The sequence below is a fragment of the Sphingomonas sp. IC-56 genome (assembly GCF_021043375.1).
In the GTDB taxonomy this organism is placed as follows: Bacteria; Pseudomonadota; Alphaproteobacteria; order Sphingomonadales; family Sphingomonadaceae; genus Sphingomonas.
This window is the reverse complement of record NZ_JAJNDV010000003.1, coordinates 198657-213150: the sequence shown is the minus strand read 5'-3', so window position 1 is coordinate 213150 and position 14494 is coordinate 198657. Positions and strand designations below refer to the sequence as shown.

Genomic DNA, 14494 nt, shown 5'->3' with positions numbered 1-14494 from the left:
GGCAATAGCATGGCGTCGCGTTTCAATCCGCTGAAGGCAGACGCCGCGTGGCAGAAGGCGTGGGACGACAACCGCACCTTCGCCGCGCGCGACGATTCGCCCAAGCCCAAGTCCTTCGTGCTCGAGATGTTCCCCTATCCATCGGGGCGCATCCATATGGGCCATGTCCGCAACTACACCATGGGCGACGTGCTGGCGCGCTATCGCCGCATGACCGGCCATGAAGTGCTCCACCCAATGGGTTGGGACGCGTTCGGCATGCCGGCCGAGAATGCGGCGATGGAGCGCAAGGTCCATCCGGGCAGCTGGACCCGCGCCAACATCGCGACGATGAAGGCGCAGCTGAAGCGCCTGGGCTTTGCGCTCGACTGGACGCGCGAGATCGCCACCTGCGAGCCCGATTATTACGGGCACGAACAGGCGCTGTTCCTCGACCTGCTCGACGCGGGACTCGTCTATCGCAAGGAAAGCGCGGTCAACTGGGACCCGGTCGACATGACCGTGCTCGCCAACGAGCAGGTGATCGACGGGCGCGGCTGGCGTTCGGGCGCGCTGGTAGAGCGCAAGAAGCTCAGCCAGTGGTTCCTCAAGATCACCCAGTTCGCCGACGATCTGCTGGAAGGCGTGCGCGGGCTCGAGCATTGGCCCGACAAGGTCAAGCTGATGCAGGAGAACTGGATCGGCAAGTCCGAAGGGCTGCAGTTCCGCTTCAAGCTGTCCGACGGCGGCGAGGTCGAGGTGTTCACCACCCGCCCCGACACGATGTTCGGGTCGAGCTTCGTCGCGGTGGCGGCGGATCATCCGATCGCCCAGGCGCTCGCGGCCGATAACCCGGAAGTGCAGGCGTTCATCGAGCGCTGCAAGCAGGGCGGCACCACCGCGGCCGAACTGGAGACGCAGGAGAAGCTCGGCTTCGACACCGGCATTCGCGCGACGCATCCGCTCGATCCCAGCTGGGAACTGCCGGTCTACATCGCGAACTTCGTGCTGATGGATTATGGCACCGGCGCCGTGTTCGGCGTGCCGGCGCATGACCAGCGCGACTTTGAGTTCGCGACCAAGTACCAGCTGCCGATCCGGCGCGTCGTCTCCGAGGGTGAGAAGACCGCGCCGGAATTCGACGGGACCGAGGCCTATACCGGCCCCGGCGCACTCGTGAACTCGCACTTCCTGGACGGGCTCGACATCGCCGCTGCCAAGCGCGAGGTCATCCGCCGCGCAGAGGAAGGTGGCTGGGGTACCGGCACGACCGTGTGGCGCCTGCGCGACTGGGGCGTCAGCCGCCAGCGCTATTGGGGTACGCCGATCCCGATCATCCACTGCGAAAGCTGCGGCCCGGTTGGCGTGCCGAAGGACCAGTTGCCAGTGGTGCTGCCCGAGGATGTCAGCTTCGACATTCCGGGCAATCCGCTCGATCGGCATCCGACCTGGAAGAACGTCGACTGTCCCAAGTGCGGCAGCGCGGCGCGGCGTGAGACCGACACGCTCGACACCTTTGTCGATTCGTCGTGGTATTTCATCCGCTTCGCTAGCCAGCCCTCGGATAAGCCGTTCGACAAGGCCGTCGCCGAGCAATGGCTGCCGGTCGGCCAGTATATAGGCGGCGTCGAGCACGCGATCCTGCACTTGCTCTACGCCCGCTTCTTCACCCGCGCGCTCCAGCATATCGGCAAGATCGATGTGACTGAGCCTTTCGCCGGACTGTTCACGCAAGGAATGGTCACCCACGAGACCTACAAGTCCGCGGACGGCCGCTGGCTCTCCCCCGAGGAAATCCGCAAGGAGGGTACGAGCGCAGTCGAGGTCGTCAGCGGTGGTCCCGTCACCTTGGGCCGCATCGAGAAGATGTCCAAGTCCAAGAAGAACACGGTCGATCCCGAGCCGATCGTGGACCAATATGGCGCGGACGCAGTGCGCTGGTTCATGCTGTCGGATAGCCCTCCCGAGCGCGATCTGGAGTGGAGCGAGAACGGCATCGAAGGCGCCTGGCGTTTCGTCCAGCGCCTCTGGCGGCTGTTCGATGGGCTGGAGGATGCGCAGGGTGAGGACAAGGACCTCGACCGTCGCCTCCACCGCACCATCGCCGGTGTCGCCGAGGATATCGACGCGCTGACCTTCAACAAGGCCGTGGCGAAGCTCTACGAACTCACCAATGCCATCGAGCGCGCCCAGCCCTCTGCGTCGCGCACCACTGCCATCCGCACGCTGGTGCGGGTGGTGGCGCCGATGGTCCCGCACATCGCCGAACAGGCCTGGGCGGAGATGGGTGGCGAAGGCCTGATCGCCGACGCCACCTGGCCCGAGGTGAACCCTGCCCTGCTGGTCGACGATGAAGTCACCATCGCGGTGCAGGTCAACGGCAAGCTGCGCGACACGCTGGTGATGCCCAAGGGCGCACCCAAGAACGAAGTGGAGGCCACTGCCCTCGCCGCCGAAAAGATCGTCCGCGCGCTGGAAGGCAAGGCGCCGAGAAAGGTGATCGTCGTGCCCGACCGTCTGGTAAACATCGTCGCATGAGGGCGCTGCTGCTCCTCGCCAGCGCGCTGGCGCTATCCGGTTGCGGACTGCGGCCGCTGTACAGCGGCGGCGCGTCCGGGCCGGTGCAGTCGGTGCTGTCATCGGTGCAGGTGGCGCCGATCGAGGGGCAGTCGGGCTGGCTTGTCTCCAACGCCCTGCGTGACCGGCTGAGCCTCGGCCAGGATGCTGCGGCACGCTATCGGCTCGAGGTGCGGCTCGACGAGCGGATCGCCGGTCTGGGCGTGCGTAGCGACGACAGTGTTTCACGTGAAAGATTGACGCTGCGTGCGCGCTACCAGTTGGTCGACCTCACCAACGGCACGGTGGTGCTCGACGCGACTGCTGGCTCGGACGCCGGCATCGACGTGGTCGGGTCCGAATATGCCACCATCGCTGCCGAGCGCACCGCGCTGGAGCGTTTGTCGGGCATCGTCGCCGACCAGATCGTCGCCCGGGTGGCACGCTACGCCAACGCCACCCCCGCCGCGCAATGAAGGCGAACGCGGCGCAGATCCGCGCCGCTGTCGACAAGCCCAAGCCCGACATTCGCCTGTTCCTGTTCCACGGCCCTGACGAAGCAGGCGCTGCCGAACTCGCCGAGCGGCTGGGCAAGGCAGTGGGACCGGACGCTGAGCGCATCGACCTGGACATGAAGGCGCTACGCGAACAGCCCGGACGGCTAGCTGACGAAGCGGCGTCGCTCTCTCTGTTCGGCGGCAACCGCTATGTCCGTGTCACGGGTCTTGAAGAGGCTGGCGGTGAAGCTGTCTCGCTGCTGCTCAAGGCCGAACAGGCGGGCAATCCGGTGGTGGCGATCGGCCCCGGGCTCAAGGCCAGCGGCAAGCTGGTGAAGATGGTCGTCGCGGCCCAGAACGCCCTGTCCCATGCCTGCTACGTGCCCGAGGGCATGGACGCGGTGCGGATCGCCTCCGACCTGGCTTGCGCGCAGGGGCTGCGGCTGACAGGAGACGTCCCGCAGCGGCTGGCGTCGGCAAGCGGCGGGGACCGCGCGATCCTGGCGCGGGAGATCGAGAAGCTGGCGCTCTATCTGGATGCCGAACCCGAGCATCCGCGCGAGGCGCATGGCGATGCGCTGGACGCCATCGGTGCCGATCTGGGTGAAGTGGAGCTGTTCCATGCCATCGATGCGGTGCTCGATGGACGCGTCGGCGAACTGGGCGTCGAGATCGGCCGACTGGTGCAAAGCGGCGGATCGATGATCCCGCTGCTGCGTCAGCTCGTGCGCCGGCTGATGACGCTATCCGATTTGCGCGCCGACATGGACCGCGGTCTGGCGGTTGACGAAGTGCTGGAGAAGCACCGCGTCTTCTTCAAGGAAAAGGCTTCCACCGCCCGCGCGCTGCGCCGCTGGAGCGCACCCCAGATCACCCGCGCTATCGAACGGGTGCGTGCGGCCGAGCGCGGCGTGATGCACGGCGGTAGCGCCGGCGACGTGCTTGCCGAAGCCGAATGCACCGCCATCGCGCGACAGGCGGCGCGAGCGCGAGGCTAAGCCTCGCGACTTTCCGGGAAGTCGGCGCCGAGCGTGACCGCCTCCCACTGCTCGATTTCGGCAGTAAGCGCCGCCAGCTTCTCGCGAAGCAGCTTGAGCGCCGGTGCACCCAGAACCAAGTTTAGCGGCGGATTGGCGCTGTCCACCGCCGCCACGATGGCCTCGGCCGCGCGCACCGGATCGCCGGGCTGGTGCCCGCTATAGCCGGCGACTTCGTCCAGGCGGCGGTGGACGGTTTCGGCATAAGCGGAGATCCGCTCCGACGTTTGCAGCGAGCGGCCTGCCCAGTCGGTGCGGAATGGCCCGGGCTCGACTACGGTCACCTTGATGCCCAGCGAGCCGACTTCCTTGGACAGCGCCTCGGACAGGCCAACCACGCCGAACTTGGTCGCGGCATAGTAGGACGATCCAGGATTGCCGACGAGCCCGCCCACCGAGGCGATGTTGACGATGTGTCCCGAGCCGCGGGCGCGCATGCCCGGCAGCACTGCCTTGGTCATCGCAATCAGCCCGAAAACATTGGTCTCGAACTGCGCGCGATAACCCGCCTCATCGCCTTCTTCAAAGGCGGTGAGGTAGCCATAGCCGGCATTGTTCACGAGGACGTCGACGCCGCCCGCTGCTTCCACCGCAGCAACTGCGGCGGCGATGTCGGCATTCGACGTGACGTCGACGGTAAGGGCATGGGCGTTATCGTGCCCGTCCACCAGATCGGCCAGCTGCTCCACGCGCCGAGCGGTCGCGAACACTCGTTCGCCACGCGCGATCAGCAGTTCGGCGAGCGCGCGTCCGAAGCCGGTCGAGCAGCCGGTAATCAGCCAGGTACGGTTTGCGGGCATAGGGACCTCGGGTCAGCCAGGATGAACGCCGCCAACGCGTGTCGCCCGTTTTGGCTGCGCAAGAGCGGCCATGCGGCCCGAGCAGGTCCTCAGATCTTCTCGCCGCTCAGCCGCTGGCAGACCATGTCGAGCTGGTCGAGCGTGCCGTAATGAACCGTCAGGGTGCCGCCCTTGGCGCCATGGGAGATCTGCACCTTCAGGCCCAGAACATCGCCCAACTGCGTCTCCAGCGCGGCGAGATCCGCGTCGCGGCCGGCGCCGCCTTCCCCGACCGTATCCTTGCGCCGGGCACTGGCGGGCTTGGCTTCGCGGGCGAGCTTTTCGGTATCGCGTACCGACAGGCCCTTATCCGACACCTGCCGCGCCAGCTTCACGGGATCGGGCGCGCCGATCAGCGCGCGGGCATGGCCCATTTCAATGTCACCGACCACCACCATCTGCCGCACAGGCTCGGGCAGATCGAGGAGGCGCATAAGGTTGGAAATATGGCTGCGCGACTTGTGGACGAGGCGGGCCAGCGCCTCCTGCGTGTGGCCAAACTCCTGGATCAGCCGGGCATAGGCCTCGGCTTCTTCGATGGCGTTGAGGTCCTGGCGTTGGATGTTCTCCACCAGCGCGATTTCCATCGTGTCCGCGTCGCTCAGGTCGCGAACGATGACCGGCACTTCGTGGAGCCGCGCACGCTGGGCGGCACGCCAGCGCCGCTCACCGGCAACGATCTGATAGCTGTGGCCGTGCGGGCGGACGACGATCGGCTGGATCAGTCCGCGTGCCTTGATCGACTGGGCAAGATCGTCGAGCGCGTCCTCGTCGAAATAGCGGCGCGGCTGGCCCGGGTGCGGCGCCATGGCGCTGACGGGAAGCTGGCGAACGCCGCTAGGAGTGCCGGCGCCGGGATCGCCGGAGACGGGCGCCTCGGGCAGGCTGTCGCCCAGCAGGGCACTAAGGCCACGGCCCAGGCCGGGACGGGCTTTGCGGGCGGCGGGGCTGGAGTCGGTCATGCAGCCTTCTTGAGTTTGGGCAGGCGCTCGATCACTTCACGAGCGAGCGCGATATAGGCTTCCGAACCGGCGCAGCGATGATCGTAGATCAGCGCGGGCATGCCGTGGCTGGGTGCTTCGGACAGGCGGACGTTGCGCGGGATGACGGTGTCGAACACCACCTTTCCGAGCACCGCGCGGACGTCATCCGATACTTGGTCGGTCAGCCGATTGCGGCGATCGTACATGGTCAACGCTACTCCCAGGATCGACAAGCCGGGGTTGAAGCGGCTGCGGATGCGCTCCACGGTGGTGAGCAGTTGGCTCAGACCTTCAAGCGCGAAGAACTCGCATTGCAACGGCACCAGCAGCGCATGCGCGGCAACCATGGCATTGATGGTGAGCAGCCCCAGCGAAGGTGGGCAGTCGATCAGGATCACGTCCCATCGTCCCGCGACATGGCGAGCGATCGCGGCGTCGAGCCGGTGGGTACGGGCGTCGAACTCGATCAGTTCGATCTCGGCGCCGGACAGATCCTGCGTCGCCGGCACGATGTCGAGCCGCGGAACCTTTGTGGCGACTGCGACGTCTTCCAGATCAGTGTCTGTGACCAGCAGGTCATAAGTCGAGCGGTCGCGATCGGCCCGGCCAATGCCCAGGCCGGTCGAGGCATTGCCCTGTGGGTCAAGGTCGATCAACAGCACGCGCTGGCCGGTCGCGGCGAGCGCGGTGCCGACGTTGATCGCCGTGGTGGTCTTCCCCACCCCACCCTTCTGGTTGGCGATCGCGATGCAGATCATCTTGGGCGTACCCCTTTGGCGACCACGATGCCGGAGTCCGGTTGCGTCATGCTCGGTTCCACGTGAAACGAACCTTGCCACTTCCGACGCGCGGCTTCCACCTCCGATTGCGCATTGCGGCCCTTTGGGAGCAGCCAGACCGTGGAGGAGTCGGTGCAATGCACCGTGCTGGCGAGCAGCTTCGAAAGCTCAGCAACCGCGCGCGCGGACACGACAGCGACGGGTTGGGTGGGTTGATACGTCTCCACCTTGCTGTGCTGAACCGTCACCTCTAGCCCTAGTGCGGCGGCAGCATCGCGCAGGAACTCGACCCGCTTTGCACGGGGTTCGACCAGCACCACCGGTCGATCCAGCAACGCTGCCACGACAATGCCGGGGAGCCCTGCCCCGCTGCCGACGTCAAGCCAGACGCCCTCGCGCGCTTGCGACGCAAGCGGCACGAGTTGCGCAGAATCGACCAGATGCCGAGACCACAGCGTGTCGAGTGTCGAGGCGGAAATCAGGTTCTGCTGCGAGGATCCGGCGCGCAGGATGTCGGCAAACGCGTCGAGCTTGTTTTCACGTGATATGCCAAAGGTGTTGCGGACCCACTCGCGGGCCTGGTCTTCGTTCATGCTGCGTGTCGCCGAGTGTGGAGCAGAATCGCGGACAACGCCGCGGGAGTGATCCCTCGAATGCGCGAGGCAGCCCCCAGCGTCGCCGGGCGCGACGCACTGAGCCGCTCTACCATTTCGTTGGAGAGGCCAGGTATCGCACCGTAATGCAGGTCCGGAGCCAGCCGCACGGCGTCGTTCGCACGAAGCTGGGCAACCTCCGCTTCCTGGCGTTCGAGATAAGGCGCATAGCGCGCATCCTCGACGAACTCACCGAGCAATGCGCTGTCTGAGCAGTCCAGATCGGCAGGCGCGACATGGTCGAGCGAGACGCTGGGGAAGCGCAGCCATTCCTTTGCGGAACGGCGTGCACCATCCTGGCCGACATCCGCTCCGCGCAGCCGCAACTGGTTCGCGGTCAGCACTTCAGCGAAGCTGGCCTCCAGCTGCTGCCGTTTCGCGGTACGTTTATGATAGTAGTTGAGACGCTCCGTACCCAGCAGTCCGAGTTCAGCCCCGACCGGGCCGAGCCGCGTTTCGGCATTGTCGGCGCGCAGCCGCAGGCGGAACTCAGCCCGGGCCGTGAGCATGCGATACGGTTCGGTCACGCCTTGGAGTACCAGATCGTCGATCATCACCCCGAGGTAGCTGGTGGCGCGATCGAGCAGCAGCGGCGCGAACCCACATGCATGCGCGGCGGCATTGCTGCCGGCTACAAGCCCCTGCCCTGCGGCCTCCTCATATCCCGTGGTCCCGTTGATCTGCCCCGCAAAGAACAGCCCCGGGATCGCCGACAAGTCGAGCGCCGCCCCAAGGGCACGTGGATCGATATAGTCGTACTCGACGGCGTAGCCCGGCGTGACGATCCGCGCCCGTTCCAGCCCCGGGATCGACGCAACCATCGCCGCCTGGATATCGACCGGCAACGAGGTCGACATGCCATTGGGATAGATCAGCGGGGTGTCGAGCCCTTCGGGTTCCAGAAATATCTGGTGCCCGTCACGGTCACCGAAGCGGTGAATCTTGTCCTCGATCGACGGGCAGTAGCGCGGCCCTTGCGCATCGATTGCGCCGGTGAACAGTGGGGAGCGGTCGAGACCGGCGCGGATCGCGTCGTGCGTGGCTGTCGTTGTTCGCGTCACCCCGCAATGCATCTGCGGCAGCACACGCTTCCCCAGCGGCGACATCGTCCAAGGTTCTAGCTCCGAGGGCTGCTCGGTAGTCCGCGCCCAATCGATCGTGCGCCCATCGATCCGCGGCGGCGTTCCCGTCTTCAGCCGCGCCATCGGCAGGCTGAGTTCGCGTAGCTGCTCGGCAAGCCGTGTGGCCGCAGCTTCATCGATCCGCCCGCCGGTCAGCCGTTCCTCGCCGCGGAAAATTCGACCGCCAAGGAACGTCCCGGTTGCGAGCACCACCGCCTGCGCCTGAAGCACGGTTCCATCGGCAAGCACCACGCCGGCGATGCGTCCGCTATCCAGGTGGAGCGCCGCCGCCTCCCCTGGAAACAAGGTAAGACCATCCTGCGCGGCAAGCGTCGCCTGGATGGCCGCGGCGTAGCGCGTGCGGTCCGCCTGAACGCGGGGGCCCTGGACTGCGGTTCCCTTGCTGCGGTTCAGCATGCGATAGTGGATGCCCGCCGCATCGGCGGCGCGGCCGATCAACCCGTCCAGCGCATCGACCTCACGGACGAGGTGCCCCTTACCGAGGCCTCCGATGGCCGGATTGCACGACATCGCGCCGAGCTTGGAAAGATCGAAGCTGAGCAGCGCCGTCCGTGCCCCGCGCCTTGCAGACGCGGCGGCAGCTTCGGTGCCGGCATGGCCCCCGCCGATCACGATCACATCGAACTGCATGGCGCCGCGGTACCGTATGCTAGGCGGCGCGTCAAAACCGTTCCACGTGGAACGCCTCTATTTCCCGATACAGAACTTCGAGAAAAGCGCGTCCATCATATCCTCGACACCGGCCCTGCCGGTGATCCCGTCAAATGCACGCTGCGCCGAACGAAGTTCCTCGGCAAACAGCAGCGGGTCTGGTTGCAGTGCAGCACGGCCCAGCGCTGCCGCCGCACGGGCAGTCAGCTCCCGCTGTCGCCGGTTAAGCGCAACCATGTCGGGCGCCGGCAACAGCGTTCGCGCAAGCGCATCCAGCGCAGCCCAAAACGCATGCATGCCCTCCCCCGTCTCGGCAGAAAGGCTCAGGTCCTTGTTCCCGCCATCGCTCCGCTCCGGAAGGTCCGCGCGGGTATGCAGCCACAAGCGCGCGGGATGCTCAGGTGGCGCCATGTCGCCAAGCCAGAGCAGGATGTCCGCCGCATCGATTGCGTCCTGCGCGCGCGCAACGCCGATCTCTTCGATCGCATCCCCGGGCGTATGCGTCAGCCCCGCAGTGTCGGTCAGCAGATAAGCGATCCCGCCGCGCATCACCGGCGCCTCCACCCGGTCGCGCGTCGTCCCGGCGATCGGCGAGGTGATTGCCGCCTCACGTTCCACCATGGCGTTGAGCAGGGTCGATTTGCCCGCATTGGGCGGTCCGGCCAGTACCACGCGCAACCCGTCACGCAGCCGCTCCACCGGCGGGCGCTCCGCGGCCTCCGCTACCTCAGCACCCAGCACCCCTGCCGCGTGCCGCAGCGCCTCCAGCGAATCCGCTTCGCCGGCGACATCATCCTCATCGGCATGGTCGAGCATCGCCTCGATCTGCGCGGCCAGCATCAGCAGCCGGCGGGTCCAGCCATCCACCTCGCGCCGGACCGCCCCTTCCGCCGATCGTAGGGCCATGCGCCGCTGCGTCTCGGTTTCCGCTATCAGCAGATCGCCAAGCCCCTCCGCCTCGCTCAGGTCGAGCCGCCCGTTGAGCAGCGCGCGCCGCGTGAACTCGCCGGCCTCGGCGAGCCGCAGCCCCGGCATCTGCCCAAGCACCGCCTCGACCGCCCGCACCACCGCACGGCCGCCATGCAGGTGCAGCTCAGCCAGATCTTCCCCCGTCGCACTACGCTGACCGGGAAAGACCAGCACCAGCGCACGGTCGAGCAGGCTACCATCGGCGGGATCGCGCAGCGCCCGCAGACTGGCCCGGCGCGGCGCCGGCAAGCTCCCGGCAAGCTGCCGCACCGCATCGAACGCCGCTGCCCCGCTCAGCCGCACCACGGCAATGCCGGCGGGAAGTGCGCCGCTCGACAGCGCAAAGATCGTGTCCATCTCAGCCGCCGGTCTTGCCGCCCTCGAACATCGTCCTCCAGAAGCTCATCCCCGCTTCCCCCATCGGCGCCCAGCTGCGGATCATCGCCTCCAACGCCTCGGGCGAACCCTGCTTGTCGACCGCCTGCACCATCAGCTGGACATAGCGCTCATGCACCGGCGACAGGTCGGGCAGCCCCATCGCCCGGCGCGCCTCCTCTGGCGTGCAATCGACTTCGACGTTGATCTTCATGGGGCTTTCTCTCCGCTTGAGCGCGCGCGGGCGCGGCTGCTAGGTCATGGCCATGTATGCGCGTGACCACGCCCTGATCGCAACGCCCATCGGCGTGATCCGCATCGAGGGCGACGATCAGGCGCTTACCGCCTTGCGCTTCGACGGCGAGGCGGCGCCCCGTTCCGGAACCGCGGCGCCGGTGCGCATCGCAGCCGAGCAGATCGCGCAATGGTTCGCCGGCGAGCGGCAGGACTTCGACATACCGCTCACCCCTGCCCCCACGGCGCGCGGCGACACGCTGCGCCAGGGCCTTGTCGCCGTCGGCTTTGGCGAGACGCTGAGCTATGGTGCGCTTGCGCAGCGGCTCGGCTCCAGCGCTCGGGCCATCGGCCAGCTCTGCGCGCGCAACCCGTTCCCGCTGATCGTCCCCTGCCACCGCATCGTCGGAAGCGGCGGCACGCTCGGCCACTATTCGGCGGGTGAAGGACCCACCACCAAATCCTGGCTGCTCGAGCATGAGCGGCGCTTTGCGAAAAGGACCATGTTATGACCGACACCAGCATCCCCGCGACTGACGGAAGCGGCAGCTTCAACGCCTATGTCGCCGAGCCACAGGGTACGCCGCGCGCGGCGATCGTCGTCATCCAGGAAATCTTCGGCGTGAACCCTGGGATCGCCAAGAAGTGCGACGGCTGGGCGGCGCAGGGCTATCTGGCGATCGCACCCGATCTGTTCTGGCGCATTCAGCCGGGCGTCGTCCTTGATCCCGATGTCGAGCCTGAGTTCCAGCAGGCGCTGAAGCTGATGGATCAATTCGACCAGAACAAGGGGATCGAGGACATCGAAGCGGCAATCAAGACCGCGCGGGCGCGGATCGGCGGCGGCAAGGTGGGCGTGGTCGGCTATTGCCTGGGCGGACGCCTCGCCTTCATGGCCGCGGCACGGACCGACAGCGACGCCAGCGTCGGCTATTATGGTGTCAGCATCGACAATCTGTTGGGCGAGAAGAACGCCATCGCCAAGCCGGTGCTGCTCCACGTGGCGGGCGCCGATCATTTCGTCACCCCCGACATCCAGGCCAAGATGCATGAAGGGCTGGACGATCACCCCAAGGTGACGATCTTCGACTATCCGGGTGAGGATCATGGCTTCGCCGCCGAGATGGGCAAGCGTCGCTCGGAAGCGGCAGCGCAGCTTGCCGACAAGCGCACCGCCGAATTCTTCGCGCAGCATCTCGGCTGATATGAAAAAGGGGCGGCGGCTCGATTGAGCCCCGCCCCTCTTATTCTGCTGCCGCTAGCGGTCAGTTGAAGAAGCTGGTGATCCCCAACGTGCCAGGGGTTCCGACCCAGCCTTCGTAGATCATCTTGCCGGCAACGAACACGATCACCGCCAGGCCGATATAGGCAATCCAGCGGTGACGGTCGATCAGCTTGGCGATGAAGTTCGCCGCCAGTCCCATCAGTGCGACCGACAGCAACAGGCCGACCACCAGGATGCCGGGATGCTCGCGTGCGGCCCCTGCGACCGCCAGCACATTGTCCAGGCTCATCGACACGTCGGCAACCGCGACCGCCCAGGCTGCGCCCGCGAAGCTGCGCGCCGATTTCAGGCCCGAACGCTCGTCCCCTTCAATCTCTTCGGAGCCATGGCTATCGCCGGCGCCATGGCGAATTTCGCGCCAGAACTTCCAGCTGACCCACAGCAGCAAGAGCCCGCCAGCGAAGATCAGCCCGACAATGCCCATCAGCCAACTGACCAGCAGCGCGAAGATGATGCGCAGCACCAGCGCCGCGCCGATGCCGATAAGGATGACCTTCTTGCGCTCAGCGGCCGGAAGCCCCGCTGCCAGCGCGCCGACCACGATCGCATTGTCGCCGGCCAGCACCAGATCGATCATCAGCACCGATCCGAACGCAGCCAGCACTTTCGGATCGCTGATGTTCGAGAAGTCGGCGACGATGTGGTCCCAGATCTCCAGCGGAGACCCGATACCTCCTGCGGCGGACGCAGCGGCGGATAGGATGAGATCGATCATGTGCTAGCCCTAGCGTGCATTGCGGCCCAGGCAAGGGGTACGCAGAGGGCAGCAGACCGGTTCCGCGGGTGAAGGCCACGTGGCCTGTATCACGATCAATCGGAGCACAGCGCCCCCTTCCTCCGTCATCCCGGCCTCGAGCCGGGATCCCGCTTCTTCTTCTTGCGGGCAAGGTAGCGGGACCCCGGCTCAAGGCGGGGGTGACGAAGGTGGAAGCAAGCCGGAGACAGCAGTTCCCCGGCGCAGGCCGGGGCCCAGCTGCGGAGGTCGTCGAAGCGCCCGCTACGCTTCAAACGTCCGTAGCAACTGGGCCCGGGCCTGCGCCGGGGAACACGGCGTTCAACGAAAAAGGCCGGGCATTTGCCCGGCCTCGCGATCAGTTGTTCATGCTGTCGAAGAAGTCTTCGTTGGTCTTAGAGTCCTTCATCTTGTCGAGCAGGAATTCCATAGCGTCGATGGTGCCCATCTGCATCAGGATGCGGCGCAGGACCCACATCTTGGTGAGCTTGGCCTTGTCGACCAACAGCTCTTCCTTGCGGGTGCCCGACTTGCCGACGTCCAGCGCCGGGAAGATGCGCTTGTCCGCCACCTTGCGGTCGAGGACGATTTCCGAGTTGCCGGTGCCCTTGAACTCTTCGAAGATGACTTCGTCCATGCGGCTGCCGGTGTCGATCAGCGCGGTGGCGATGATCGAGAGCGAGCCGCCTTCCTCGATGTTGCGCGCGGCGCCGAAGAAGCGCTTGGGACGCTGGAGCGCATTGGCGTCGACACCGCCGGTCAGCACCTTGCCCGAGGAGGGCACGACGGTGTTGTAGGCGCGGCCCAGACGCGTGATCGAGTCGAGCAGGATCACCACGTCCTTCTTGTGCTCGACCAGGCGCTTGGCCTTTTCAATCACCATTTCAGACACTTGCACGTGGCGCTGCGCCGGCTCGTCAAAGGTCGAGGAGATCACCTCGCCCTTCACGCTGCGCTGCATGTCGGTGACTTCTTCCGGCCGCTCGTCGATCAGCAGCACGATCAGGAAGACTTCGGGATGGTTGTCGGTGATCGCCTTGGCGATGTTCTGGAGCAGCACGGTCTTACCGACGCGCGGCGGCGCGACGATCAGCGCGCGCTGGCCCTTGCCCTGCGGCGCGACGATGTCGATCACCCGCGCCGACTTGTCCTTGATGGTCGGGTCGAGCTGGTCGAGCGTCAGCTTCTGCTCAGGGTAGAGCGGCGTGAGGTTATCGAAATTGACGCGGTGGCGGACTGCGTCGGGATCGTCGAAATTGACCTTGGAGAGCTTCACCAGCGCGAAATAGCGCTCGCCATCCTTTGGACCGCGGATCTCGCCTTCCACCGTGTCGCCGGTGCGCAGGCCGAACTTCCGAACCTGGTTGGGGCTGACATAGATGTCGTCGGGGCCGGCGAGGTAGTTCGCCTCGGGGCTGCGCAGGAAGCCGAAGCCGTCGGGCAGCACTTCGATCGTGCCCTCGCCCATGATCATGTCGCCCTGCTCGGCCTGCGCCTTCAGGATCGCGAACAACAGGTCCTGCTTGCGCAGCGTGGAGGCGCCCTCGACGCCGAGTTCCTCGGCCATGGTGACCAGTTCGGCCGGCGCTGTCTTCTTGAGGTCCTTGAGGTGCATGGAGAGTCCGGGTGCTTGGAAGCTTTGGGGAGAGCGTCGGTCGGCGGAATGCGCACGAAAATCGATGCTGGAGGGAGGTTGCCCGGAGATCCCGGACACCCCGGCGAATTAGGAGCGGCCTTTCCCCAAGTCAACCGCGAACGGCGCAGCGAATCAAGCTTTTCGCG

General features: G+C 66.2%; 14 protein-coding genes. 5 read left to right on the top strand and 9 right to left on the bottom strand.

All coding sequences use genetic code 11. The annotated features are described in order from the left end of the window. Positions 1-9 precede the first annotated feature (9 nt). The 3 genes from leuS to holA are packed head-to-tail and all read left to right on the top strand — an operon-like array spanning position 10 to position 4030. Positions 10-2517, top strand: coding sequence for a leucine--tRNA ligase (gene leuS / locus LQ953_RS05865; protein ID WP_231029791.1), 2508 nt, complete (start codon positions 10-12; stop codon positions 2515-2517). After that, the gene (lptE, locus tag LQ953_RS05860) at positions 2514-3011 is read left to right on the top strand and encodes an LPS assembly lipoprotein LptE (protein WP_231029789.1); all 498 of its coding nucleotides are present in this window, start codon (positions 2514-2516) and stop codon (positions 3009-3011) included. The genes leuS and lptE overlap by 4 nt, the downstream gene beginning before the upstream one ends. Next, positions 3008-4030: a DNA polymerase III subunit delta gene (gene holA / locus LQ953_RS05855; protein ID WP_231029788.1), complete on the top strand. Its 1023-nt coding sequence runs from the start codon at positions 3008-3010 to the stop codon at positions 4028-4030. The genes lptE and holA overlap by 4 nt, the downstream gene beginning before the upstream one ends. Here holA and LQ953_RS05850 read toward each other — a convergent pair. From LQ953_RS05850 to LQ953_RS05820, 7 genes are all read right to left on the bottom strand, one after another. Then, positions 4027-4869 carry an oxidoreductase gene (locus LQ953_RS05850; protein ID WP_231029785.1) on the bottom strand — a complete coding sequence of 281 codons (843 nt, stop codon included), beginning with the start codon at positions 4867-4869 and terminating at the stop codon, positions 4027-4029. The two genes, holA and LQ953_RS05850, sit on opposite strands and share 4 nt — an antisense overlap. Before the next feature lie 89 nt (positions 4870-4958). Next, the gene (locus LQ953_RS05845; RefSeq protein ID WP_231029783.1) at positions 4959-5870 is read right to left on the bottom strand and encodes a ParB/RepB/Spo0J family partition protein; all 912 of its coding nucleotides are present in this window, start codon (positions 5868-5870) and stop codon (positions 4959-4961) included. Beyond that, positions 5867-6649, bottom strand: a complete 783-nt coding sequence (locus tag LQ953_RS05840) for a ParA family protein (RefSeq protein WP_231029781.1) — start codon at positions 6647-6649, stop codon at positions 5867-5869. The genes LQ953_RS05845 and LQ953_RS05840 overlap by 4 nt, the downstream gene beginning before the upstream one ends. After that, positions 6646-7263, bottom strand: coding sequence for a 16S rRNA (guanine(527)-N(7))-methyltransferase RsmG (gene rsmG / locus LQ953_RS05835; RefSeq protein ID WP_231029779.1), 618 nt, complete (start codon positions 7261-7263; stop codon positions 6646-6648). Before rsmG ends, LQ953_RS05840 begins: the two co-directional genes overlap by 4 nt. Next, positions 7260-9095: a tRNA uridine-5-carboxymethylaminomethyl(34) synthesis enzyme MnmG gene (mnmG, locus tag LQ953_RS05830; protein WP_231029778.1), complete on the bottom strand. Its 1836-nt coding sequence runs from the start codon at positions 9093-9095 to the stop codon at positions 7260-7262. The genes rsmG and mnmG overlap by 4 nt, the downstream gene beginning before the upstream one ends. A gap of 57 nt (positions 9096-9152) precedes the next feature. Next, the gene (mnmE, locus tag LQ953_RS05825) at positions 9153-10442 is read right to left on the bottom strand and encodes a tRNA uridine-5-carboxymethylaminomethyl(34) synthesis GTPase MnmE (RefSeq protein ID WP_231029777.1); all 1290 of its coding nucleotides are present in this window, start codon (positions 10440-10442) and stop codon (positions 9153-9155) included. A gap of 1 nt (position 10443) precedes the next feature. Then, on the bottom strand, positions 10444-10674 hold the full coding sequence (locus LQ953_RS05820; RefSeq protein ID WP_231029775.1) for a DUF6489 family protein: 231 nt from the start codon (positions 10672-10674) through the stop codon (positions 10444-10446). A gap of 46 nt (positions 10675-10720) precedes the next feature. Between LQ953_RS05820 and LQ953_RS05815 the strand changes: the two genes are divergently transcribed. After that, positions 10721-11206 (top strand): methylated-DNA--[protein]-cysteine S-methyltransferase, encoded by a 486-nt coding sequence (locus LQ953_RS05815; RefSeq protein WP_330999386.1) that lies wholly within the window; start codon positions 10721-10723, stop codon positions 11204-11206. Then, a complete protein-coding gene (locus LQ953_RS05810; protein ID WP_231029773.1) occupies positions 11203-11898 on the top strand; it encodes a dienelactone hydrolase family protein in 696 nt (231 codons plus the stop codon). Before LQ953_RS05815 ends, LQ953_RS05810 begins: the two co-directional genes overlap by 4 nt. A 61-nt stretch (positions 11899-11959) precedes the next feature. Here LQ953_RS05810 and LQ953_RS05805 read toward each other — a convergent pair whose 3' ends face one another. Both LQ953_RS05805 and rho read right to left on the bottom strand, forming a co-directional pair. Further along, positions 11960-12694 carry a YjbE family putative metal transport protein gene (locus tag LQ953_RS05805; RefSeq protein ID WP_231029772.1) on the bottom strand — a complete coding sequence of 245 codons (735 nt, stop codon included), beginning with the start codon at positions 12692-12694 and terminating at the stop codon, positions 11960-11962. A 376-nt stretch (positions 12695-13070) separates the two neighbouring features. Then, the gene (gene rho / locus LQ953_RS05800; protein WP_231029770.1) at positions 13071-14327 is read right to left on the bottom strand and encodes a transcription termination factor Rho; all 1257 of its coding nucleotides are present in this window, start codon (positions 14325-14327) and stop codon (positions 13071-13073) included. Positions 14328-14494 lie beyond the last annotated feature (167 nt).